Raw genomic sequence first — 22,526 nt, 5'->3', positions numbered from 1 at the left:
TGCGGGTCGCTGACCGGCGGCACCGCCATCGAAACCGCAAGTTATCACTCACTGGACAGGCTGTCCACGCCATGAGAATGTTCCTCCAGTGCGTCCGGTGATCAGCGAGACAGCCGAGGAACCGCACGCCGCGTGACCGGGGTTCACGCCCGACGGTTCACCGACGAACAGGAGCCGCATGCCCGACGAAGTCCCGACCTTGCACGCCGTCCCCGTCGCAGGCGGATTCACCTTCCTCGAAGGACCGCGATGGCACGGCGGGGAACTTTTCGCCTCTGACTTCTACAGCGAGCGCGTGCTCGCCTTCCGTACCACTGGATCACCGACCGCTCACCATCTGGCGCGCACGGTGTGCACCGTGCCGGGCCGCCCGTCGGGGCTCGGCTTCACGCCTGATGGATCACTGCTTGTCGTCTCCATGCTCGGGCGCCGCCTGATGCGCTGGAACGGCAGGACCCTGGAGACCGTGTCGCGCTTTTCCGACCTCATCGACGGCGTCGCCAACGACATGATCGTCACCGATTCGGGCTGGGCGTTCATCGGCAACTTCGGCAACACGGACGCCGCACCGCATTCCCTCCATGAGACCGCGCTGGTCCGGGTCTCCCCCGACGGGACCGCCGACCTCCAAGGCGGCGGCCTGAACTTCCCCAACGGCATGGTGCTCACCACCGACCGCCGACAGCTGCTCGTGGCGGAGACGTTCGCCGGGCGCGTCTCCGCGCTGTCCGTCGACTGGGACGCCGCGGGAGTCCCTACGCTCGGTGGCCGGCGGACGTGGGCCCAATTCGGCGACGCCCCCGCCTACCTGGACGCCGACCGTGCCAGACGCGAGCTGCCGGTGCTACCCGACGGACTGGCCATCGACCGCCACGACCGGGTCTGGATCAGCTCCTCGACCGGACACGGCGCGCGACTGCTCGCCCCGGACGGCACCCTCTTGGCTTTCGTCGACACCGGCGAGCTGAGCGCCTATGCCGTAGCCCTCGGCGGCGACGACCATCGCACTCTCTACCTCTGCTGCTCCCCGCCGCTCGGTACCGTCGACCCCGCCCGCACCACCGCATCGGTGCTGTACGCGGCCGACATCTCCGCCCTGCGGTAGCAGCCCCCTTCGACGCCCGTCCCTCCCCGGGCACGATCCCGAAAAGGAGCCGTCATGACCACCACCGTCCGCGCTCTGCGGTTCGCCGCTAAGGAGCAGGTCAGCATCGTCGATGCTCCGCTGCCCGAGCCCGGCCCCGGCGAACTCGTCATCGACGTGAAGGCCGCAGGCCTGTGCGGCAGCGACCTGCACTACTTCCACATGACTCACGAGGAGATGCAGCACGCCACACAGCCTCGATCGCCAGAGATGACGCCCGGCCACGAGATCGCCGGTGAGGTCAAAGCGGTCGGCCCCGGTGTGACCTACCCGAAGGTGGGCGACCGTGTCGCCGTGCAGCACTACTCCGGATGCGGCCAGTGCGCGTCATGCCGCCGCGGCTGGGACGTGCACTGTGAGCGCGGCGCACGCGTCTACTCGCTCAACCGGCCGGGCGGCTGCCAGGACGAACTCGTCGTCACCGCCAAGGACTGCGTGGTGCTGCCGGACGAGGTGAGCTTCCCGGTCGGCGCCTTCCTGGCCTGCGGTGCCACCACCGCGTATCAGGCGCTGCTGCGCTCGGATGTCAAGCCGGGCGAGACGGTCGTCGTCATTGGTGTCGGACCAGTTGGCCTGGCCGTGCTCGCCTGGGCGAAGGCCTACGGCTTGCGCGCCGTCGGCACCGATCCCAGCCCGCAGCGCCGCGAATTCGCCGCGCGTCTGGGCTACACGGAGATCCATGACTCCGCCGGCTTCGACATCGAGGCGGTCGTGCCGGGCGGTGCGGACGCCGTCATCGACACCTCGGGCAACGTCCACGGCCGCCGCACCGCCACCGAAATCGTCAAGACCTGGGGCACCGTGGTCTTCGTGGGCCTGGGCCCCGGCTTCGAGATCGACCCCGTACCGGACCTGATCATGCGGCAGGTGACCCTGCGGGGCATGTTCGTCTTCAGCGTGCCGCTGATGATGGAGGCCGCGGAGAAGGTCGGACACCTGGGCGTCGACCTTGACCCGATCATCACCCGCGTCTCACCCATCGAGGAAGGCCCCGAGCTCTTCGCAGACTTCGCCGCAGGAAGCGTCGGTAAGTCGGTCATCGGATGGGATTGAACATGCAGACGGCATCCGGGCCGGCGGCCGCCTCCGTCCACCCCGTCACGGGTGGTGCGTGGACGCTGGAGAATGACCTGGTCACCGCACTCGTCAACCCGGCTCGCGGAGGTGACGTGCTTTCGCTGGTCTGGAAGGCCACCGGCGAAGACATCCTGTGGCGCAACCCCCGCTGGGAACACCGCGTACCCGTGCATGGCGAGTCTGATGCGCAGGACGCCTCGTATTTCGACAACTACCCGGGAGGCATACAGGAGTTGTTTCCCAATGCTGGCCCCGCGACCACCGTGCACGGTGCCCCGCTGCCCTTCCACGGCGAGGCTGCGCGACGCCCGTGGACGGCCGAGGTCGTGCGGGCGAACGGCGGAGCGAGGCTACGCTGCACCACCCGGCTCGCACGTTACCCGTTCCGTCTGACGAAAACCTTCGCACTCGACGGCTCGGTCCTGCGTTTCCACAGCGTGGTCGAGAACCTCTCGGCCCAGAACCTGCCCGCGCACTGGGGCCTGCATCCCGCGTTCGACACCGCTACCGTGGCTCGTGCGGCCACGTTGTACGGCCCCTTCGACGGACTTGTCGCGCACCCGGAGCGTTTCGGTGACCGGCAGTGGACGCCCCCCGGCCAGACACGCAAGGCCCGGAGCGTGGCCCCTGGTGTGGGAGCCGTCGAACTGGCGCCCGGCGCCGGGCTGACAGCCGACCTCGGCTACGCCACCGTCTCCCGGGGCTGGTTCGGTCTGAGATCGCGCGGCTGCGGTCTGCTGGCCACGATGACCTGGCCGCACAGCCTGTTTCCCGAGCTGTGGGTGTGGCAGGAGTGCCATGCGCCCGGCAGCTACCCCTGGTGGGGGACCGAACACATCGTGGCCGTCGAGCCGCACACGACCTCACCGTTCATGCCGCTCGCCGAGGAGACGGAACACCCCGGTGTCCTCGACATCGCGGGCGGTTCGACGCTGAGCGCGCAGTTCACGCTCGGCGTCCACCCCATCGCTGACGACGAGATGCCCGTCGCTGTCGATGAACGGGGCGTCCCCGTACTCGTGGCGGCGTCGAAGGACTGAGAGGAGCCACACCATGACACGATTCACCGGCCGCGTCGCGATCATCACGGGCGCGGGAGCCGGCATCGGCCGCGCGGCGGCCGAACGCATCGCCGCCGAGGGCGGTCTGACCGCGGTCTTCGACATCTCCGCCGAACGTGCCAACGACACCGCCCGAGCCATTGTCGACGCCGGAGGTTCGGCTGTGCCCTTCGAGGTCGACGTCTCCGACGCCGATCAGGTCCAGGAAGCCGTGGACGAGGTGATGGCCCGACTCGGCGTGCCGTTCTCCCTCGTCAACAGCGCCGGCATCCTGCGTATATCACCCGCGCTATCCATGAGCGCGGCGGACTTCGACACAGTGGTCGGGGTGAACCTGCGCAGCGTGTTCCTCATGTCGACCGCGGTAGCCCGCCACATGGTCGCGGCCCGGCAGCCGGGCCGCATCGTCAACGTCTCCTCGATCCACTCGGTGATCTCGCTGCGCGAGGGCGCGGCCTACGCGGCCTCAAAGGGCGGAATCGAGGCCCTGACCTTCACGCTTGCCGGGGAGTGGGCCGAGTACGGCATCACCGTCAACGCGGTGCGTCCCGGGGCGACCTGGTCCGCCCTGACCACGCCCCTCTACACGGAAGAGGTCGTTGCCTCACTCAACCGCCGAATCCCGCTCGGTGCGGTCGCCCGCGCGGACCAGGTGGCCTCCGCCATCGCCTACCTCGCTTCGGAGGAGGCCTCCTACTCGACCGGAGCGACGCTCACGGTCGACGGTGGCTACATCGTCAACGGCGACATGCCGGACGCCGTTTACGGGCGGGCCACCTGATCGAACGACGCCGAAGCGGCCGGAACCCCGGAGGGGTTCCGGCCGCTTCGGCCTTTCGCGCCGACCCTGGTCAGAACACGGCGTCCGGGTCCCAGAACTCGTCCACGTTGTGGCAGTCGATGCCGGCCGCCTTCGTGTACTGCTGTTTGCCGAAGCTGCGCGGCGCCGCCTTGCCCGTGGCGATCCGTACGGCGATGTCGAAGGCTCGGCCGGCGGCGAGGGCGGGCGAGTTCAGGCCGGTGGAGACGTACTGGCCGGTGCAGCCGCCCCTGCGGATCTCCCGTAGCGCCTCCTTCTGGCCGTCCGCCGCCGCGGCGACCAGCGTCCTGGTGTTTCCCTGGTCCCGCAGGACCTGGAGGGCGCCCAGCGTCATCGAGTCGTTGAGGCCGAGGATGAGATCGACATGGTGATGCGCGGCGAGGACCGACTCGGTGGCGGGGACCGCGGCATCCTGCGAGTAGAGCGCGGGAGTGTCGGCGACGATCTCGTACGTGACGCCGCCGGCCCGCAGGCCGTCCAGAAACCCTTTGCGCCGGTCGGGGCCGACGACCTCGTCGTCCGGTCCCCCGTTGAGTATGGCAACGCTGATCGTCTTGCCCCGGCCGAACCGGTGCGCCGCGAGCTGGCCGGAGAGCTTGCCGATCGCGTAGTTGTCGGAGGAGACGGAGGTGACGCCCACTCCCTCGATGCCGGTGTCCAGGAAGACGAGGGGGACCTCGCCGGCCAGATCCTGGAGTTGCACCTTCTGTGTTCTGGGGCTCATCGAGTCGACGACCAGCACGTCGACGTTCTGCGCGACCATAGTCTGTGCCTGGTTCAGCTGGGTGACCGCGTCACCGTTGGCGTTCTGCACCTCGAGCCGGAAGCCTTCCTTCTTGGCCTTCTTCTCGGCGACATCGACCATGGCGGCGAAGTACGGTGCGTCCAGCTGCCGCTGCGCGAATCCGATCCTGACCTCGGTGATGCCCTTGGCCTTTCTGGCGCTGGCCGAGGAGGCATTGCCGCTCATGGTCGAGCAGCCGGCGAGGACGGTCACCGTCACCGACAGCACGGCCAGGGGCCTCAGCCGTTTGACTTTCATGGGTGACTCCCTGTGGTGAGTGGTGGTCAGGACCGAGCGCGGGTCGCCCGGTCGCGCCGGAACCGGACGGTGGTGAGAACCACTGCGAAGATGATCAGCGCGCCACGGAAGGCGTCCTGGAGGAACGTCGAGACGTTGAGGAGCACGAGCAGGTTGGAAATCACGCCGAAGATGAGCGTGCCGATGACGGCGCCGAGTACACGGCCCCGGCCGCCGGCCAGGCTGGCGCCGCCGATGACGACCGCGGCGATCGAGTCGATCTCGTAGCTGTTCCCGGCGGTCGGCGTGGCCGCGCCGACGCGGGCGGTGAGCAGGAAGCCCGCGAGCCCGACGAGTGCACCGGCGATCACGTATGCCGCGACCATCGTGGTCTTCACCGGCACCCCGGAGGCGTATGCGGCTTGCTTGCTGCTGCCCAGGGCGTACACCCGGCGCCCGAAGACGGTCCGGCGGGTGAGGAAGGCGACGGCGAGCGCCACGCCGATCCAGATGATGCCGAGCACCGGTATCTGGGCTGTCGCCGTGGTGGCCACCACGCGGAACGTGGGGGAGTGGGGCGTGATGGGCTGACCCTCCGTGTATGCGTAGACCAGTCCGCGGGCGAGTGCGAGCATGCCGAGTGTCACGATGAAGGCCTCGAGTCCTCGGAAGGCGACGAGGTAGCCGTTGAACGCGCCGATGGCGACACCCACCGTGATGGCTACGAGGGCGGCGAGCAGGGTGTTGTCGCCGCCGAAGAGGCCGGCACAGAGCACTCCGGCGAGGGCCACGACCGCGCCCACGGAGATGTCGATGCCGCCCGTGAGAACGATCAGGAACTGGGCGAGCATGACGATGCCGATCACCGCGACCTGCACGACCAGGTTCTGCAGGTTCCGGACGGTGAAGAAGGCGTCGGAGGTGAGTCCGGCGAAGAGGAGCAGTGCGAGGAGGATGTAGAGGGGGTACTGCTTTTTTGCCCACTGTCTGACGCGGGAAGGTGTCAGGCAGCCCGCAGCCGCGATCCGGGGGACCGCCGGGGGCGGGGTGGCCGATCTGGTCGTCGTGTCGTGGGTCACTGGACTTCTCCTCCGAGAGCGGTGCGCGTCAGGTCGTCGGTGCTGCTGGTCTGTGAGGTGAATTCGCCGGCGATCACGCCGTCACGCAGCACGATCACCCGACTGCACAGGCTGAGGGCTTCCTCGGCCTCGCTGGTGACGACAACGATCGCCTTGCCCTGCGCCGCGAGCCGGCGCACGATCTGGTAGATGTTCAGCCGGGCGCCGACGTCGATGCCCTTGGTCGGTTCGTCGAGCACGACGACGTCAGGGTCGCTCTCCAGTGCCTTGGCGATGCAGACCTTCTGCTGGTTCCCTCCGGAGAGTGAACCGGTGAGGCTCTCGCTCCCGCCCTTGATGCCGTACTCGGAGATCAGCTGTGTCACCCGGTGCCGCTCGGCGCGGAGGTTCATCACTCCGCCGACCGAGAACTTGCCGAGGGTGCCGAGCGTGAGGTTGCCGGCGTTGTCGAAGTCCCTGACGAAGCCCTCCCGGCTGCGGTCCTCGCTGAGATAGACGATTCCTTCCCTCAGCGCGGCCTGTGGCGAGCGTGGATGGATACGGCGGCCCCGGACCAGCACTGTGCCCGTGTGGCGGCGCTGGTGGCCCGAAAGGGACCGGGCCAGCGAACTGCGGCCGCTGCCGACCAAGCCGTAGATGCCGACGATCTCCCCTTCGTGCACGGAGAACGAGACGTCGGTGGCCGATCCCGATGACACCCCCCGCACTTCGAGCAGAGCGGTGGCGTCCGCGGCCACGGGCTGGGGCGGCTCAAGGGCCATCACAGCCTCCCCGATCATGAGCGTCATGATCTCGTCGGGCGTGGTGGCGTCCTTGTCGACGATGTCGACGAGAGTGCCGTTGCGCATGACCGCGATGCGGTCGGCCAGGGCGAACACCTCATGCATGCGGTGGGAGACGAAAACGATCGTGACTCCAGCATCGCGTTCCTTGCGCACGAGTTCTTCGACGTCCTTGAAGTGCTCCTCCGTCGTCGACGCGGTGGTTTCGTCCAGGAGGAGGATTCGGTGGTCGAGCAGCTGGGAGCGGCTCAGCGCCACCATCTGGCGGGGCCCGGGAGCGAGTCCTTCGGCAGGGCTGTCCAGGTCGACATCGCGCATCCCGACCGTGTCGAGTGCGGCGCGGGCCCGGTCGGTGCGGTCACGGTCGCGGACGATGTGCCATGGTTTACGGCGTCCGGCACAGCTGATGCTGTTCAGCCATACGTTCTCCTGGACGCTGAAGCTCTCGATGATCACCGGTTCCTGATGCATGAGCAGGACGCCGGCGTCGAGAGCTGCGGACGGCGTGGTGATCTCGCCGTCGTGGCCGTGAATGATCACGCGCCCCGTGGTGGGGCGTTCCTGGCCGGCGAGGAGCTTGGTGAGTGTCGACTTCCCCGCCCCGTTCGCTCCGCAGATGGCAAGCACCTCACCCGCGTAGCCGCTCAGGGTGACGTCGGAGACGGCGACGACACCGGGATAACTCTTGCCGACCGCGTCCAGTGTGAAGGTGGCCTCTCTCGGCTCCGGCACGGCGGATCTCACAGGCGCCGCTGCGCCCATCATGCTCAATTCGGTTACGCTCCTTCGCGATCGAGTGACCCGGTCCGCCCGGGGCTGCGCTGTGGCCCCGGAACGGAGCGGGGGAGTGGTGGGTTGTCCTCGCGACGCGTGACGGCGGGCGGGCGACGCAGGGGAGGCCTCGTTCACCAGTGCCGCGCGCGGTGCGGTCGTGCCGTCGGGGCCCGGTTCTTGTGGCCGTTCGGTGTCAGGCCAGATGCGTCGCAGAGTCCCGGTGTCCGGTGTCCGGTGTCGGGTCGGTGGTGGGAGGTCCTGACGTCACCAGCTGGGAGCCGACGGCCGGAACTGCGTCGAGCCGTTGAACGGGAGGACGGGCCCTGCGGAACCGGTGGCGACAGATCCGACGCCATACAGACCGTGCCACCGCGATGATCGTTCGGAAATGTGCCCCGCGGGGAGGGACGGTTCGCGCACGCACCCTCAGGACCGGGGGCACCAGTGGTGGCCAGGTCGTACCGTCGTGCGCCGCGCGGCGGCCCCTGTCTCAGGCGGGACCGGCGGCTAACGGGCTGTGAGGCCAGGTCGGCTCGGGATGTGTCGACGCCGACGGCGGCGGTGCGGCCATGGGGTCTCCCATTCTGTGGGGCGAGCGGTGGTACGCAGGCCTGACTCCGGCCGCGCCACCGTTCGCCGGAAGTTATCACTCACTGGACATAGTGTCCATGCCATGAGAATGTCTTGCCGGCAACGAACGTTCCCCTCATCGAGGGCTGGCCAAGGAGCCGCGATGCACCCTCCTGGCACCACGCGCAATCCGGGGCAAGATCCGCAGAGCCGCCCGCGGTCGACGCAGTATCAGGTGAAGACCGAGGCAGCGGAACAGACGTCGATCAACGAGTTCCCCCTCGGCCCACCACCGCCCGGCCACCTCACGGTCCGCGTCCGTGAAACCGGCGTGTGCGGCAGCGACGTGACCATGTGGGCGGGACGGCACGCCGTCCTCAAGCCGCCGATGGTCCTCGGTCACGAGACCTGGGGCACCGTGGAAGAGCTCGCGGGCGACCTCAGTCCGGATCTGCTCGGCTACGGCCCCGGCACCCCTGTTGTCGTCGTCCCGCCCGCCGGATGCGGCACCTGCTACAACTGTGTCCGCGGCCGCGAACAGCTCTGTGCCGACATGCGCTTCGTCGGTGCGCAGCTCGACGGAGGGATGGCCCGCTTCCTCACGGTGCCTCCCGCGCATGTGCTCCCCGTCGATCCTGTGGTGCCCACCGGTCAGCGGGTGCTCATCGAGCCGCTGGCGGTAGCCGTTCACGCTGTCGGGCGCGCCCGGCTCCGCCCCGACGATCAGGTCGTGGTCATCGGCGCGGGCCCGATCGGTGTTCTCTCGGCGCTCGTCGCCGCGACGCACGGCGTCGCCACCGTCGTGATCGCCGATCGGGATCCGCACCGGCTGGACCTGGCACGTCGGTTGGGCCTGCGGCACCGCGTGCGGACCACAGGCTCCGGGCTGCTCGCGGACTGCCGCGGGTCCATCCGCCCCGAGGGAGCGGATGTCGTACTGGACTGCGTCGGTGCCCAGGCCACGACCCGAATGGCCCTGGACACGGCGTGCCGAGGCGGCCGCGTGGTGCTCGTCGGCATCAGCCCCCCAGAGCTCACCGTGGACGGTGTTCAGCTGCAGCGCGGCGAACGGGAACTGATCGGGGTGCAGATGTACGTACGCGCCGACTTCGGCGAGGCGATGCGGCTGCTGGCCGATGGAATGCTGCCGGCGGTCGACGGTCTCAAGCGCTCCAGGCCACTGGCCCAGGCGGGCGTACTGCTCGCCGAACTCGCCGAACGGCCCAGCCCGGTCCTGAAGGAGACTCTGCTTCCCGGCTGAGCCCCCTGCCTCTTCCCTCCGCGGTCTGCGCCCGACCCTTTCCCGCAGCAAGGGATCCGACGATGAATCCTGTCAACGCCCCCTCCCCGGCTTCTTCCCCTTCCGCTCGCCCTGCCTCCTCCGGCTCCTCCCCGCGCACCGTCGCCTGGGCCACCATGATCGGTACGGCCATTGAGTGGTACGACTCCTTCGCCTACGGCATCGCGGCCGCACTCGTCTTCGACAAGGTCTTCTTCCCGGCGGGCACCGCTCCTCTGCTCGGTGTCCTGCTGTCCTTCAGCACCTACGCCGTGGGATTCGCCGCCCGGCCTTTCGGCGGCATCGTCTTCGCCCACTACGGCGACAAGACCGGCCGCAAGGCGACCCTCGTCGTCTCACTGCTCATGATGGGCGGTGCCACGTTCCTGATCGGACTGCTGCCCGGGTACACGTCCTGGGGCGTTGCCGCACCGGCCCTGCTCGTCGCTCTGCGGATAGTCCAGGGCTTCGGCGTGGGCGGCGAGTGGGGGGCCGCGGCCCTGATGGCCGTGGAGCACGCGCCCGCCCATCGCCGCGGCTTCTACGGCAGTTGGCCGCAGATGGGCGTGCCGGCCGGCATGCTCGTCGCGAACCTCGTCTTCCTCGCCCTGTCCGGCACCGTGAGCGACGCGGCATTCCAGGCCTGGGGCTGGCGCATACCGTTCCTCGCCTCCCTGGTGCTCATCGTGGTCGGGCTGGCGATCCGGCTGCGCGTTGGGGAGTCACCCGAGTTCACCGCCCTGAAGACGCGAGGCGCTGTAGAACGCCACCCCGTCGTGGCCGTACTGCGCTCCCAGCCCAAGGACATCCTGCGGGCCGCGGGCGTCCGCTTCGCCGAGAACAGCACTTTCTACGTCCACACCACGTTCGTGCTCACCTACGGCACCACCGTGCTCACCCTCGACCGTAACGGCCTGCTGATCGGCGTCATCATCTCCGCCGCGCTCGGCCTGGTCAGTCTGCCGCTGTGGGGGCTCGCCTCCGACCGCTTCGGCCGCCGGCCGGTGATGCTCTTCGGCTCGGCCCTGCTGGCCGTGATGAGCTGGCCCTACTTCTGGGCCCTGGACACCAGATCCCTCCCGGTCATCGTGCTGGTCACCGTGATCTGCGTCAACATCGGCAACCACGCCGTGTACGCACCCCAACCCGCCTACTTCGCAGAGCTGTTCGAGCCCCAGGTGCGCTACAGCGGTGCCTCCCTGGGACAGCAGACCGCCAGCGTTTTCGCGGGCGGACTCTCCCCACTCGTTGCCACCGCGCTGCTGAATGTCGGCGACGGCTACACCCTCATCGCGCTCTACATGACCGCGATGTGCCTGATCACCGTGGTGACCGCACTGGTCAGCCCGGACCCCTACCGGGACGGCCTACGCGCGGCCGCTCCTACCCCGACGACAACGGAGGCCAATCATGTCTGACCGTACGGTCCTCATCACCGGAGGCGCCCAGGGCATCGGTGCCGCGACCGCCCGTACCCTCGCGGCACGCGGCTGGCGAGTCGCCGTCGCCGACCTGCAGGCCGATGAGGCCCTGGCCCGCGCCAAGGAACTCGACGAGTCATCGCCCGTGGCAGACGGACACGTGGGCCTCAGCGTCGACGTGTCCGATCCGGAAGCAGTCAACGCCCTGGTCGCCGACATCGAGAGCCGCGCCGGCCGGCTCGACGCCCTGGTCAACGGCGCCGGGAACATCTTCCGCCAGGAGGCCCGCTCCTACGACGACCGGCAGTGGGAACGGCAGCTCGCCGTCCACCTCACGGGTGCGCTCAACTGCACACGCGCCGCATACCCGCTGCTGCGACGCAGCGACAGCCCGGCGGTCGTCAACATCGCGTCCGTGGGCTCCACCTTCGGCCTGCCCGGCCGCCTCGGTTACGCCACCGCCAAAAGCGGCATCCTCGGCTTCACCCGCACGCTGGCCGCCGAATGGGGCCCCGAGGGCATCCGGGTCAACGCCGTGGCGCCCGGCTATGTGGCCACCGACATGGTGCGCAGCGGCCTGGCCTCCGGAGCCCTGAACGAGGAGGCTCTCCTCCGACGCACGCCATTGCGCCGTCTGGCACGCCCCGAGGAGATCGCCACCGCCATCGCCTTCCTCCTTTCCTCCGACGCCGCGTTCGTCCACGGGACCACTCTCGCCGTCGACGGCGGGATCACCATCGACGGCACTTTCTGATCAACACACGCCGCGGCCGAAGCCGCGTCATCGCAGGAGCACACCTCATGGACCCCAAACCAGTGCGCCGCCCGGGCGATCTGACCGGCCGCACCGTCGCCGTCAGCGGCGCCAGCAGCGGCATCGGTCTGGCCGTCACCCGCCGCTTCCTCCAGGCCGGGGCCACCGTGCACGGGCTGGCCCGACGGAACGCACTCATCGAGAAGAAGGCCGACAACAGCGCTCCAGCGCCCGGCCGGCTGCACACCCATCGCGTCGACGTGTGCGATCCCGACGCGGTCGACCGCTGGGCTGCGACCCTGGACGGTCCCGTGGACACCCTGGTATGTGCTGCCGGGACGAACATCCCCGAACGCCGTCTGTCGCAGCTGACGCCCGAGAGCTGGAGCAAACTGATCGCCACCAATCTCAATGGCACGTTCTACCTGCTGCGCGCGCTGCTGCCGCGCCTGCGTGAATCCGCGGGCGACGTCATCATCGTCTCCAGCGTGGCCGCCGCCTGGCCCGACCACACCGGTCCCGGCTACCAGGCGGCCAAGGCCGGTCTGCTCGGCCTGGCCCGGGGTGCCGGGCTGGACGAGCACCGCCATGGCGTACGGATCTGCACCGTGCTGCCCGGCATCGTCAACACCCCCATCCTCGACAACAGACCCGAGCCGCCCCCGCAGGACCTGCGGGAGCTGTTCGTCCAGCCCGAGGACGTCGCTGAGGCCTGTCTGGGCGCCGTGACGCTGCCCCACCGGGCGTCGATCACCGAGATGACGATCGTGGCGACCAGGCTGCAATCCATGGGCAACACCCAGGCGGCCACGCCCCACCCCGCGCCGCCCGTCGCCTGACGGGCCGCCGCACCCGCGCGGTGCGCCTCACGCCTCTGCCCGCAACGTTGCCCGGGCAGGGGCTGTCGGCCGCAGACCAGGCGGCCTGAGGGTCGCTGAACCGCAGGTCGCCTTCCTGCGGCGGTCCGCCCACCGGGGCGGTGCAGGGTGCGCAGACACGGGCCTGGGAGAACGAGGGACACCCCATCGCCTGCGCCCACTTTGAAGGCGTCCCCTGGCATCGAGCCGCAGGCCGCGTACGACATCGGGACGCACCTGTATGACCTCATGCTCCCGGGAGCCCGTGCCACGCGGTGTCGCGGACACGCTCGCTTGGAACTCGGGGCGCTGTAGTCGCCGTTGTCCGGCATGAGTCGCCGTTGTCCGGCATGAGTCGCCGTGACGTCTCCCGGTGGACGCTCCCGGAGCCCGCAGAGCGGGGTGGCGTCATCACCCTCCTGTTGGCGGCGGGGAGAGGATACGCCGACTGAACCAGACGACTTTCCCTGTCCCGGCAGCACGTGCGCCGAAGCAGTCCGAGAGCGCGTAGACGAGGAAGAGCCCGCGGCCGCTCTCGGCGCCGGGGCCGGCCCGGCGCGGGCCGGGGAGCACGTCGCTGCTGTCGCCGACCTCGCAGACCAGAGTGTGCGAGGGGTGCACGCTGAGCCGGAGCCACATAGGGCCGCGACCATGCTGCACCGCGTTGGTCACGAGTTCGTCCACCATGAGGACCACGTCGTCGGCGGCTTCCCCGCCCATGTTCCAGCGTGCAAGAGCGTCCCTGGAGGCACGGCGCGCGTTGAGGACGCTCGTCGCCGTGGCAGTCAAGACCAAGGTCATCTCGTGTCGGGCACCGCAGAGGCGGGGTGGTCCTTGCGTGCGGTGGCCCCCGTGAGCGATCACTGGCGGTGCCGGGACTGCTGTCATGACTCCGAGCCTCCTTACGTCCGGTTCGCCTGGCCCCGAGCCGGTCCACTAGGGGACCGACTCGAATGTCGCATTCTCTTCGATGGCAGTCAACAGGTTTCGTAGAAATTTCTACTCCCCTTTAGATAGACCTCGAAGAACTTTCTTTCACGTTGTTGACATTGTCTCGAAACCTCTGCGACCTTCTTGGCAAGCGCCGGGCCGACACGCCTCTGCCCGGCCTGACCGGCCCAGGGAAACCCCAGGTCAGACGCCGGTCCCAGCCCCCCTTCCGCCCTGCCGCGAACCCGCTCGGCCGGTGGTCGGCCCCCGAATCTCATGCATCCGAAAAGAGGCATCCTCCATGGCATACCGACCCCTGCCGCGCCACCGAGCGCTTGCGCTGTCGTCCGCCGGTACCGGGCTCGCCCTGTTGCTCACCGCTTGCGGGAGCGGCGCCGGCTCTGCCCACGGCTCCCACGGACAGATCGTCGTCGGACTGATCACGAAGACCAACGACAACCCGTTCTACGTCAAGATGCGCGAGGGAGCGGAGAAGAAGGCGAAGGAACTCGGTGTGGATCTGAGAACCTTCGCCGGCAGCGGACAGACCGACAACAATTCCCAGGTCAGCGCCATCGAGAATCTGGTAGCCGCAGGAGCTAAGGGAATTCTGATCACCCCCTCCGACTCCAGCGCAGTGGTACCGGCCATCGAGCGAGCCCGAGAGGCCGGCGTGATGGTCGTCGCTCTGGACTCGCCCACCGATCCGTCCTCGGCCGTCGATGCCACCTTCGCCACCGACAACCGGCGCGCCGGCCAGATGATCGGCAAATGGGCCAAGGAGAAGATGGCAGGCAAACGCGCCCGGATCGCCCTGCTCAATCTCAGCGCCGACCGCGTCAAGGTCGACATCCTGCGCAACCAGGGCTTCCTTGCCGGCTTCGGTATCGACGTCGTTGATCCCGAACGCATCGGCGACGAGCACGACCCCCGCATCGTCGGTCAGGAAGTGACGGGCGCGAACGAGGAGGGGGGCCGCAGCGCCATGGAGAAGCTCCTCCAGAAGGACTCCTCCATCAACCTCGTCTACACCATCAACGAACCTGCTGCCGCGGGCGCTTATCAGGCTGTCAAGGCGGCGGGCAAGGCGAGGGACGTCACCATCGTATCCATCGACGGCGGCTGTTCCGGCGTCAAGAACGTGGCAACGGGGGCGATCGGGGCGACCTCCATGCAGTTCCCCGTGAGGATGGCTGCCGAGGGGGTCGCCGCCGTGGCCGAACACGTCAGGAAGGGCGGCGAGCCCTCCCCCTCGTCCGGGCAGGACCTGACCGACACCGGCGTCACCCTCATCACCGACGCACCCGTGGCCAGCCTGCCCTCGCAGAATTCCCACTGGGGCATGGCCCACTGCTGGGGCTGAGGCGACCGCCGCGCCCCGGCCCGTCGGCGTACCCCCTTCACCGGCCAGCGGGGTCGTGCGCCGCTCTCCGCATCACATCGCCGTTCATCCGCGCCTCCCACACGATCCAGGAGCTGACCATGGCACACGACACCGTCGCGCATCACGCCGCCGACCCCCCGGCCCTCCAGCCGCCGCGGCGCGGCCTGCGCGCCCGTGCGCAGGCCGCCCTACACTCTCAGCCGCTGCTTGGCCCCCTCATCGTTCTCGTGCTCGCCTCCACCTTGTTCACCTTGTGGGTCGGCCCTCGCTTCAGCGATCCCCTCAACCTTTCGCTGATCCTCCAGCAGGTGCAGATCATCGGCATGGTCGGCATAGCCCAGACACTCATCGTGCTGACCGCGGGCATCGACCTGTCGGTCGGCGCCATCACCGTCCTCGCCTCCGTCGTGATGGGCAAGCTCGCGGTCGACCACGGTATGCCCGTGCTCCTTGCCCTGTTGCTCGGTGTCGTCATCGGTGCCGCCTGCGGAGGAGTCAACGGCCTCCTGGTCACCCGGCTGCGGATCCCACCATTCATCGCCACCCTGGGCACTCTCAGCGTCTTCTCCGCACTCACCCTCGCCTACTCCCGGAGCGAGACCATCAGCGCCCAGGACGTACCGACCCTGCTCAGCTGGCCGGGGCATTCCGTCCGCATCCTCGGGACGGAGGTGACGTACAGCTCTCTGCTGATGATCGGCTGCTTCGCCGTCGTGGCCTACGTCCTGCGGTGCACGGCATGGGGTGCCCATCTGCACGCAGTGGGTGACAGCCCCGAGGGCGCGCGTCTCAGTGGAATCCGCACCGGCAGGGTGCTGCTCAGTGTCTACGTCGCGGCCGGGACCATCTGCGGTGTCGCCGCGTGGTTCCTCATCGGCCGGATCGGTTCGGTAAGCCCGCAGGCCGGCGAGAACCTCAACCTCAGCAGTATCACGGCCGTCGTCATCGGCGGAACCAGTCTCTTCGGCGGCCGGGGCCATGTCCTCGGCACTCTGCTGGGTTCCCTCATCGTGGGTGTCTTCAGCAGCGGGCTCGCCCTGGCCGGCGTGAATGACCTGTGGCAGGTCTTCACCATCGGCGTCCTCGTCATCGCCGCGGTGGCGGCCGACCAGTGGATCCGGAAGGTGGCCTCATGAACTCCGCCGACACGCATGCGTGTGTGCTCCAGGCACACGGCTTGGTCAAGCGCTACGGACACGTCACCGCACTTGCTGGCGCCGACGTCGAACTGCGAGCGGGAGAGGTCCTGGCCGTCATCGGCGACAACGGAGCCGGCAAGTCGACCCTCATCAAATGCCTGTCCGGTGCCGAGCTTCCCGACAGCGGAGAGCTCCGCCTGTTCGGGCAACCGGTGCAGTTCCGCAATCCCCTGGACGCGCGCGCCTACGGTGTCGAGACCGTCTACCAGAACCTGGCGGTCGCCCCCTCCCGGGACATCCCGGCCAACCTCTTCCTTGGGCGCGAGCGCCGTAAGCCGGGGCCGCTGGGCAGCGTCCTGCGTCTGTTGGACAAGAAGGCCATGCAGCGGGAGACCCGGGAACTGCTGACGTCGCTCGGTCTGCTGACCATCCAGAACTTCTCCCAGCCGGTGGAGACACTCTCCGGTGGGCAGCGTCAGGGCGTGGCAGTGGCCAGGGCCGCCTGCTTCGGCAGCAACGTGATCATCATGGACGAGCCGACGGCGGCCCTCGGGGTGCGGGAGTCGCAGCGCGTCCTGGACCTCATCCGTCAGATCCGCGACCGGGGGGTCCCCGTCATCCTCATCAGCCACGACATGCCGCACGTGTTCGATGTCGCCGATCGCATCCACGTGCAGCGATTGGGCCGGCGGATCGCTCTGGTGAACACTTCGGACATCTCCATGCCCGACGCCGTCGCGCTGATGACGGGAGCGCTGGACCCGGCAGACATCGACAGCCGGTCCACCGCGCCGAGCTGACCGGAGCATCCTCCGGTGCCCGGGGCCCCGATAAGGCCGGGCGACAAGCCGAGCGCGGGCGGCCCGATCAGAACCGCGATCACCGGGAGCCGCCGCCCGCGCCATGCGGACATCCCCATGGCCCCGGAGCCGGCGACGGTTCGCGGTGGACGCACTGCGCCCACCGCGAACGGCTGTCGGGACTGCCCGGGCGCCCACGGTTCGACCAGGAGCGGTCCGAGGGCCGCCCACGGTGTGCCACATGTACGCGCCTGGCCGAGGGACAGCAGGGTGGAACCGTGGGCCGCGGCCGAAGCGTTCGCCGCGGAACGGTAACTGCGCGAGACCCGTCCCCGCTGGCCTGCCCGACGAGGGCGGGTACACCCGTAGTGAGCCGGTGCTGCCGTCGGCGGCATCGAGGCTCAGCCCCCACGATCGTCAACTCGGTGACCGACGCAGGCGAAGACGGCATCACCGTGCTCGGGCGCTTCAGCGACGCTTCGCGCCGGACAACACAGTCCCGCGACCGTCACAAGCCCGGTTCGGGTGGCGGTCGGCCGTTGTTGTTCGACGACTGACTACCGCGAGCGCCAGACGGTCGGACAGCGACCACCAGGCACCTCAAGCTCGCCGTCCGCCACGAGACGACGGTGCCGGTCACAGTACTCGACGAGTGACTGTGACCGGCACCTTCCCCACAGGGCTTCAAGGGCGCAACTGTTCCGTGGAACGGGAACGGCGGATGCCCGCCTCGTAGGTCTCCTTGAGATGCTGAAGCGTGGCGTCGACATGGCGTGCGGCATAGGTGGCGTAGAGGATGTCGATGAGGAGGAGCTGGCCCCACTTCGAGGTGACGGACTCCCCGTACAGACCTGCTCCGGCAAGGGTGGACGTGAACAGGGGGACGTCGCTGAGCTGGGCGACCGGGCTGTCCGGGGCAGACGTGATCCCGATCGATGCTGCTCCGGTATGGCGGGCCAGCTGCATGGCCTCGACGATGGAGGTGGTCTGTCCCGAGTCGCTGATGGCGATGAGGACGTCCTGGGGTGTCAGGATGGTGGCCAGCATGACTTGCAGGCTCTGGTCTCGGTAGAGCAGACACTTCTTGCCGGCTCGGGTGAAGCGCATGACGCCTTCTTCCGCGGCGATGCTTGAGGACCCCATGCAGCAGAAGACGACCGAGGCGGCGTCGTGCAGGAGGTCGACGGCCTGGTTGATGGCGTCGCTGCTGACGCGTTCGGCCGTCTGGGCGAGGGCGTGTTTGCTGCTTCGTTCGATCTTGCCGACGATGGCGGGGGTGGTGTCGCCGCGGAGGATGCCTTCGTAGACGAACTCCTCGTCCCGGTCCTCGCCGGTGGACCGGGACGCGAAGGTGGCTTCGGCGAGGCCGAGCCGGAGCGAGTGGAAGCTGTCCATGCCGAGTTCGCGGACGAACCGGGAGACTGTCGACTCGGCCACCCGGCAGCGCGAGGCGAGCTGCGAGATGGTCATCGACTGGGCCTGCTGAGGGTGGGCCAGCAGGTACTCTCCGATCTGCCGCAGGGCGGCCGGAAAGTAGGGCATCTTGCTGCTGATGAGGCGCAGCAGGTTGCCGATCTCATCTTCCGGGACAGCCATGACTTCTCCGTGGTCTCTTCAGGGGCGGGCGGACAGCACCCGCAACAAATTCTCCACGGCCGCGCGGGTCGCGCGTTCCACACTCTCCTTCGTGTATCCGCCGATGTGCGGAGTCGTGATCACCCGCGGGTGCTGGTGGAATTCTCGCGGATCGGGGGGTTCCCGGTCGAAGACGTCCGTGGCGTAGCCGACGAGTGTACCGTTGTCCAGCGCCTGTCCCACGGCCTCGTCGTCGACCAGGGCCGATCTGGCGGTGTTGATCAGATAGGCCCCGGGTTTCATGGTCGTCAGCGCTTGCTTGTCGATCAGTGGGTGCGCGGTGGGCGGGCAGTGCAGCGTCACCACGTCGGCCTGGGCCAAGAGATCCTCCAGGCTTGTGAACGAGAAGTCGCCGGCCGGTGCGAACGAGGGATCGGGCACCGCGTCGAAGGCCCGGACCGACAGGCCGAGGCCCAGGCCGAGCCGGGCGACCCGTCGGCCGATCTGTCCGCATCCGATCACACCCAGAGTCCGTCCGGCTACCTCCCTGCCCTCCAGTCGTTGCCACCGGCCGGCTTTGAGTGCGGCGTCCTGCGCCGGGATATGGCGCAGCCCGGCGAGCATCAGCGTCACGGCGAGTTCGGCGACCCCCTGCGCGTTGGCGCCGGCTGCCGTCTCGACCGCTATCCCGAACTCGGCCGCGGCGTCCAGATCGATGGCGTCGGTACCGACACCGTTGCGGCTGATGACCTTCAGCACGCGCGCCGTGGACAGCACCTCTCGGCTGATCGGCTCCACGCCCGCCAGGTAGCCGACGCAACTGGGCAGGAACCGCAACTGCTCCTCAAGGGTGGGCTGACGTCCGGGGGCGGGGAAGAAGACTTCGTAACCGGCCGTCTCCAGGGCGGCCAGCGCGAGGTGGCCGCCCCGGGAGAGTGCGCGGGGTGTCACCGCGATCCTGCCGGTCACTGGGCCCACCTGGGGTTGTCCAGCACCGCCGGGGCACCGTCGCGTTCGACGACGATCTTGCGGAATCCCTTGGATTCGATGGTGCCGTAGTCATGGCCGGCGTGACCGGGGAAGGCGAAGAAGGTGATGAGCTGCTCGTCCGGAGAGGTGTTGATGCTGCGGTGGGCGTACCGGCCGGGGACGTAGACGGCTGTGCCGGGGGTCAGCTCCTCCCACTGCACGTCACCCTCGGGATTCTCCATCATCATGATCCCGCGGCCCCGCAGACAGTAGTAGATCTCGGCGGTGTCGAGAACGGAATGGAAATGGCCCTTGGTCATGAAGTACTCGTCGCCGACCTTGCCCGGGTAGACGATGCTCGTGCCGTAGGCGACTTCACCGGGGCTTTCCGGAACCCCGGCGTCGAAGAACTCGTAGACGAGGACATCCTCTTCCGCCAGCCGGCGGGCGGCCTCCCGGTCGGCGTACATGTCCGCCATCGCCGAGATCGTGCGGCGCAGGGGCGTCTTGGTCTGGGACAGTCCGTCGACCAGGCTGAAGTCGGTGACGATCGCGGGCCGGGTGGTGTTCATGCGTTCTCCTGGGAAGCGTCACGGGCGACACGGGACAGCCGCTCGAACGCGGGTCCGTGGGTGGGGATGTCGATGTGGAAGACCTCGGCGATGACCCGGGTCCAGCCGTGGATGAAGTACAGCCAGCCGTCGACGACGCGCACGTTGCGAGACTGCTGCTGGGCGCGTGCCTGGTCGAGGAAGACCAGGTCTCCGCGGTAGTTGAAGTCCCATGCGAGGCAGTCGCGCGGGAAGACGGCGGCGCCCGTCAGCGGCGAACCCGGCCGGTCCTTGCCCAGGCCGGTCGCGTTGACCACGACCGACTCCGGGGCGAGGGAGCGTAGTTGCTCGTCATTGCGCTCCGGCTCCGGCGCCAGGCGGTACTCGATGGGCAGCGTGGAGCCCAGGCGCTCGTGCACGGCGCGCATCTCCCTCAGGCGGGCCTCGCGGCGGTTGGTGACGACGATGCGGGACGGTACGTCCCGGCCGGCCCGTGCCCGATTGTGCAGGTAGAGGGTGAGAGCCAGCGATGAACCGCCCGCGCCCAGCAGGAGCAACTCGGCGCCGGTGGCGGACCAGTAGCCGTCGGGCACGACGGCCTCCAGGGACAGACCGCTGGTGACCGGGTCCATGGCGTGACCCCACAGTTGTTCCCCGCGCTTGGAGATGCTGCTGACCTCATCCAGCAGCCGGGTCTCCTCGCCGACCCCGTCGAACAGGTCACGGGCGGCCTTGAAGAGGTTGAGCTTGTGGGTGGTGACCAGCGCCCCGAGGGACTGCGGATCCTCCTTGATGAAGGAGACCACCTCGCGGTAGTGCTCCGGGGCGTCGTCCAGTGGAAGGTCGATGCCTTCGATGACGGCGTCCAGGTTCAGTTCCCGGGCCCAGGCCGGGAACACCTTCATGATGGACGACTTGGTGGTGGTGACACCGACGAAGTACATCGTCGGTCTGTTCGCGGGGGCGTGGCGACCCGTCATGGGGTGACCTCCGTGGGTTGCTGGGGGGTGAGGGGCCGGACGGCTTTGTGGACGCTCAGTGCTCCTCCCAGTCGCGGGCGCGTCCTACGGCCTTCTGCCAGCCCGCGTACAAGCGGTCGGCCCGGGCCGGATCCATCTCCCGTTCGAAACGCCGGTCGAGCCGGAAGGCGCCGGCGAGCTCCGCGTGGTCCTTCCAGAAACCGGTGGCCAGACCGGCGAGGAAGGCCGCTCCCCGGGCCGAGGACTCGATGACGGTCGGCCGCAGCACGGGCACGCCGAGGAGGTCGGCCTGGAACTGCATCAGGAAGTTGTTGGGTGTGGCTCCGCCATCGACCTTGATCTCGCGTACCGGGATGCCGGAGTCGGCCTCCATGCAGCCGATGACGTCCTGGATCTGGTAGGCGATGGACTCCAGCGTGGCGCGGATGATGTGCTTGCGGTTGGTGCCCCGGGTCAGTCCGATGATGGCTCCTCTGGCGTACTGGTCCCAGTAGGGCGCCGCGAGGCCGACGAAGGCGGGGACGACGTAGACACCGTTGGTGTCGGGTACCTGGCGCGCGGCGTATTCGGTGTCCTCGGCGTCGTAGACGATCTGTAGTTCGTCGCGCAGCCACTGGATGGAGGCCGCGGCCACGAATATCAGCCCTTCCAGGGCGTATTCGACCGTTCCGTCGATGCCCCAGGCGATGGTGGTGAGCATGCCGCGGTGACTGAACACCGGCTTCTCACCCGTGTTGAGCACCAGAGAGGCACCGGTGCCGTACGTCGCCTTGACACTGCCCGCGGTGAAGCAGGCCTGCCCGAACAGGGCGCCCTGCTGGTCGCCGACGGCGGCCGCGACCGGGATGCGGACGCCCAGCAGGACCGACTCGTCGGTGTGTCCGTAGACCTCACTGCTGGAGCGCACTTCGGGCAGGATCGCGCGGGGGATGCCGAGCTCGTCCAGCAGTCGCTGGTCCCACTCCAGACGGTTGATGTCGAACAGCATGGTGCGCGAGGCGTTGGTGTAGTCGGTGACGTGCGCGGCACCGGCGGTGAGATTCCAGATCAACCAGCTGTCGACGGTCCCGAACGCCAACTCGCCGCGCTCGGCGCGCTCCCGGGATCCCGGCACGTGGTCGAGAATCCACTTGATCTTCGTGCCCGAGAAATAGGCGTCGATGATCAGCCCGGTGGTCCGCCGGACATGGTCCTCCAGGCCGCGAGCCTTGAGCTCCTCGCACAGGTCGGCCGTACGGCGGTCTTGCCACACGATCGCGTTGTACACGGGCTCGCCGGTCGCCCGGTCCCACACCACGACGGTCTCGCGCTGGTTGGTGACGCCGATCGCCGCGACGTCCTCGGCGCCGCATCCGGCCTGCGACAGAACCTGCTTGGCCACGGTGATCTGGGTGTTCCAGATGTCGAGCGGGTTGTGTTCCACCCAGCCGGGACGGGGATAGATCTGCGGGAACTCCTGGCACGCCTCGGCGACGATGCCGCCGGCCTTGTCGAACAGGATCGCCCGGATTCCGGTGGTACCGGCGTCGAACGCCATGACATAGCGGTGGACCATGGTG

21 protein-coding genes are annotated in these 22,526 nt (G+C 68.6%); 12 read left to right on the top strand and 9 right to left on the bottom strand.

Features of this window, described 5'->3' with window-relative positions; all coding sequences use genetic code 11:
• Positions 1-178 precede the first annotated feature (178 nt).
• The 4 genes from AQJ11_RS40115 to AQJ11_RS40100 are packed head-to-tail and all read left to right on the top strand — an operon-like array spanning position 179 to position 4,063.
• Positions 179-1,105, top strand: coding sequence for an SMP-30/gluconolactonase/LRE family protein (locus AQJ11_RS40115; RefSeq protein WP_059266693.1), 927 nt, complete (start codon positions 179-181; stop codon positions 1,103-1,105).
• Positions 1,106-1,159: 54 nt separating this feature from the next.
• Entirely contained in the window at positions 1,160-2,197 is a 1,038-nt protein-coding gene (locus AQJ11_RS40110) for an alcohol dehydrogenase catalytic domain-containing protein (protein WP_059266692.1), read from the top strand.
• Between the two features lie 2 nt (positions 2,198-2,199).
• On the top strand, positions 2,200-3,261 hold the full coding sequence (locus tag AQJ11_RS40105; RefSeq protein WP_059266691.1) for an aldose epimerase family protein: 1,062 nt from the start codon (positions 2,200-2,202) through the stop codon (positions 3,259-3,261).
• A gap of 13 nt (positions 3,262-3,274) precedes the next feature.
• Positions 3,275-4,063 (top strand): SDR family NAD(P)-dependent oxidoreductase, encoded by a 789-nt coding sequence (locus AQJ11_RS40100; RefSeq protein WP_059266690.1) that lies wholly within the window; start codon positions 3,275-3,277, stop codon positions 4,061-4,063.
• A 70-nt stretch (positions 4,064-4,133) separates the two neighbouring features.
• Here AQJ11_RS40100 and AQJ11_RS40095 read toward each other — a convergent pair whose 3' ends face one another.
• From AQJ11_RS40095 to AQJ11_RS40085, 3 genes are read right to left on the bottom strand one after another with little or no spacing between them, the layout of a single operon-like run.
• Positions 4,134-5,144, bottom strand: a complete 1,011-nt coding sequence (locus AQJ11_RS40095; protein WP_059266689.1) for a sugar ABC transporter substrate-binding protein — start codon at positions 5,142-5,144, stop codon at positions 4,134-4,136.
• A 26-nt stretch (positions 5,145-5,170) separates the two neighbouring features.
• Positions 5,171-6,202 carry an ABC transporter permease gene (locus tag AQJ11_RS40090; protein ID WP_059266688.1) on the bottom strand — a complete coding sequence of 344 codons (1,032 nt, stop codon included), beginning with the start codon at positions 6,200-6,202 and terminating at the stop codon, positions 5,171-5,173.
• Entirely contained in the window at positions 6,199-7,716 is a 1,518-nt protein-coding gene (locus tag AQJ11_RS40085) for a sugar ABC transporter ATP-binding protein (RefSeq protein WP_059266687.1), read from the bottom strand. The genes AQJ11_RS40090 and AQJ11_RS40085 overlap by 4 nt, the downstream gene beginning before the upstream one ends.
• Positions 7,717-8,563: 847 nt before the next feature.
• Between AQJ11_RS40085 and AQJ11_RS40080 the strand changes: the two genes are divergently transcribed.
• The 4 genes from AQJ11_RS40080 (at position 8,564) to AQJ11_RS40065 (ending at position 12,621) form a co-directional block, all read left to right on the top strand.
• Positions 8,564-9,589, top strand: coding sequence for a zinc-dependent alcohol dehydrogenase (locus AQJ11_RS40080; protein WP_059266686.1), 1,026 nt, complete (start codon positions 8,564-8,566; stop codon positions 9,587-9,589).
• A 62-nt stretch (positions 9,590-9,651) separates the two neighbouring features.
• The gene (locus tag AQJ11_RS40075; RefSeq protein WP_059266685.1) at positions 9,652-11,025 is read left to right on the top strand and encodes an MFS transporter; all 1,374 of its coding nucleotides are present in this window, start codon (positions 9,652-9,654) and stop codon (positions 11,023-11,025) included.
• Entirely contained in the window at positions 11,018-11,782 is a 765-nt protein-coding gene (locus tag AQJ11_RS40070; protein ID WP_208616739.1) for an SDR family NAD(P)-dependent oxidoreductase, read from the top strand. The genes AQJ11_RS40075 and AQJ11_RS40070 overlap by 8 nt, the downstream gene beginning before the upstream one ends.
• A 47-nt stretch (positions 11,783-11,829) precedes the next feature.
• A complete protein-coding gene (locus tag AQJ11_RS40065; RefSeq protein ID WP_059266683.1) occupies positions 11,830-12,621 on the top strand; it encodes an SDR family oxidoreductase in 792 nt (263 codons plus the stop codon).
• A gap of 429 nt (positions 12,622-13,050) precedes the next feature.
• Here AQJ11_RS40065 and AQJ11_RS40060 read toward each other — a convergent pair whose 3' ends face one another.
• Positions 13,051-13,428, bottom strand: coding sequence for an ATP-binding protein (locus AQJ11_RS40060; RefSeq protein WP_159061795.1), 378 nt, complete (start codon positions 13,426-13,428; stop codon positions 13,051-13,053).
• Positions 13,429-13,870: 442 nt separating this feature from the next.
• On the opposite strand from AQJ11_RS40060, the gene AQJ11_RS40055 reads away from it, so the two are divergent.
• The 4 genes from AQJ11_RS40055 to AQJ11_RS52290 all read left to right on the top strand — a co-directional run bounded on the left by AQJ11_RS40055 (position 13,871) and on the right by AQJ11_RS52290 (position 17,449).
• The gene (locus AQJ11_RS40055; protein WP_059266681.1) at positions 13,871-14,932 is read left to right on the top strand and encodes a substrate-binding domain-containing protein; all 1,062 of its coding nucleotides are present in this window, start codon (positions 13,871-13,873) and stop codon (positions 14,930-14,932) included.
• A gap of 119 nt (positions 14,933-15,051) precedes the next feature.
• The gene (locus AQJ11_RS40050) at positions 15,052-16,089 is read left to right on the top strand and encodes an ABC transporter permease (protein WP_059266680.1); all 1,038 of its coding nucleotides are present in this window, start codon (positions 15,052-15,054) and stop codon (positions 16,087-16,089) included.
• Positions 16,086-16,892, top strand: coding sequence for an ATP-binding cassette domain-containing protein (locus tag AQJ11_RS40045; RefSeq protein ID WP_059266679.1), 807 nt, complete (start codon positions 16,086-16,088; stop codon positions 16,890-16,892). Before AQJ11_RS40050 ends, AQJ11_RS40045 begins: the two co-directional genes overlap by 4 nt.
• 425 nt (positions 16,893-17,317) lie before the next feature.
• Complete coding sequence (locus AQJ11_RS52290) at positions 17,318-17,449, top strand: hypothetical protein (RefSeq protein ID WP_279616978.1); 132 nt, start codon at positions 17,318-17,320, stop codon at positions 17,447-17,449.
• A gap of 127 nt (positions 17,450-17,576) precedes the next feature.
• Here the strand turns inward: AQJ11_RS52290 and AQJ11_RS40040 are convergent, their stop codons facing one another.
• Genes AQJ11_RS40040 through glpK form a run of 5 tightly spaced genes read right to left on the bottom strand, consistent with a single transcriptional unit; the run spans position 17,577 to position 22,522 of the window.
• Positions 17,577-18,488, bottom strand: a complete 912-nt coding sequence (locus AQJ11_RS40040) for a MurR/RpiR family transcriptional regulator (RefSeq protein ID WP_059266678.1) — start codon at positions 18,486-18,488, stop codon at positions 17,577-17,579.
• Between the two features lie 18 nt (positions 18,489-18,506).
• Complete coding sequence (locus AQJ11_RS40035) at positions 18,507-19,436, bottom strand: phosphoglycerate dehydrogenase (RefSeq protein WP_059266677.1); 930 nt, start codon at positions 19,434-19,436, stop codon at positions 18,507-18,509.
• Complete coding sequence (locus AQJ11_RS40030) at positions 19,433-20,008, bottom strand: glucose-6-phosphate isomerase (protein ID WP_059266676.1); 576 nt, start codon at positions 20,006-20,008, stop codon at positions 19,433-19,435. Before AQJ11_RS40030 ends, AQJ11_RS40035 begins: the two co-directional genes overlap by 4 nt.
• Positions 20,005-20,967: a shikimate dehydrogenase family protein gene (locus tag AQJ11_RS40025; protein WP_059266675.1), complete on the bottom strand. Its 963-nt coding sequence runs from the start codon at positions 20,965-20,967 to the stop codon at positions 20,005-20,007. The genes AQJ11_RS40030 and AQJ11_RS40025 overlap by 4 nt, the downstream gene beginning before the upstream one ends.
• A gap of 55 nt (positions 20,968-21,022) precedes the next feature.
• On the bottom strand, positions 21,023-22,522 hold the full coding sequence (gene glpK / locus AQJ11_RS40020; RefSeq protein ID WP_059266674.1) for a glycerol kinase GlpK: 1,500 nt from the start codon (positions 22,520-22,522) through the stop codon (positions 21,023-21,025).
• Between the last annotated feature and the right edge of the window lie 4 nt (positions 22,523-22,526).

Source organism: Streptomyces corchorusii (assembly GCF_001514055.1).
Classification (GTDB): domain Bacteria; phylum Actinomycetota; class Actinomycetes; order Streptomycetales; family Streptomycetaceae; genus Streptomyces; species Streptomyces olivaceoviridis.
This window is presented reverse-complemented; position numbering and strand designations above follow the sequence as displayed.

Bases quoted from the DNA above. Each gene is read 5' to 3' on its own strand.
- AQJ11_RS40050 (WP_059266680.1), top strand. From the start codon at position 15,052: ATGGCACACGACACCGTCGCGCATCACGCCGCCGACCCCCCGGCCCTC.
- AQJ11_RS40110 (WP_059266692.1), top strand. From the start codon at position 1,160: ATGACCACCACCGTCCGCGCTCTGCGGTTCGCCGCTAAGGAGCAGGTC.
- AQJ11_RS40025 (WP_059266675.1), bottom strand. From the start codon at position 20,967: ATGACGGGTCGCCACGCCCCCGCGAACAGACCGACGATGTACTTCGTC.
- glpK (WP_059266674.1), bottom strand. From the start codon at position 22,522: ATGGTCCACCGCTATGTCATGGCGTTCGACGCCGGTACCACCGGAATC.
- AQJ11_RS40105 (WP_059266691.1), top strand. From the start codon at position 2,200: ATGCAGACGGCATCCGGGCCGGCGGCCGCCTCCGTCCACCCCGTCACG.
- AQJ11_RS40030 (WP_059266676.1), bottom strand. From the start codon at position 20,008: ATGAACACCACCCGGCCCGCGATCGTCACCGACTTCAGCCTGGTCGAC.
- AQJ11_RS40040 (WP_059266678.1), bottom strand. From the start codon at position 18,488: ATGGCTGTCCCGGAAGATGAGATCGGCAACCTGCTGCGCCTCATCAGC.
- AQJ11_RS40075 (WP_059266685.1), top strand. From the start codon at position 9,652: ATGAATCCTGTCAACGCCCCCTCCCCGGCTTCTTCCCCTTCCGCTCGC.
- AQJ11_RS40065 (WP_059266683.1), top strand. From the start codon at position 11,830: ATGGACCCCAAACCAGTGCGCCGCCCGGGCGATCTGACCGGCCGCACC.
- AQJ11_RS40045 (WP_059266679.1), top strand. From the start codon at position 16,086: ATGAACTCCGCCGACACGCATGCGTGTGTGCTCCAGGCACACGGCTTG.
- AQJ11_RS40095 (WP_059266689.1), bottom strand. From the start codon at position 5,144: ATGAAAGTCAAACGGCTGAGGCCCCTGGCCGTGCTGTCGGTGACGGTG.
- AQJ11_RS40100 (WP_059266690.1), top strand. From the start codon at position 3,275: ATGACACGATTCACCGGCCGCGTCGCGATCATCACGGGCGCGGGAGCC.
- AQJ11_RS40055 (WP_059266681.1), top strand. From the start codon at position 13,871: ATGGCATACCGACCCCTGCCGCGCCACCGAGCGCTTGCGCTGTCGTCC.
- AQJ11_RS40115 (WP_059266693.1), top strand. From the start codon at position 179: ATGCCCGACGAAGTCCCGACCTTGCACGCCGTCCCCGTCGCAGGCGGA.
- AQJ11_RS40070 (WP_208616739.1), top strand. From the start codon at position 11,018: ATGTCTGACCGTACGGTCCTCATCACCGGAGGCGCCCAGGGCATCGGT.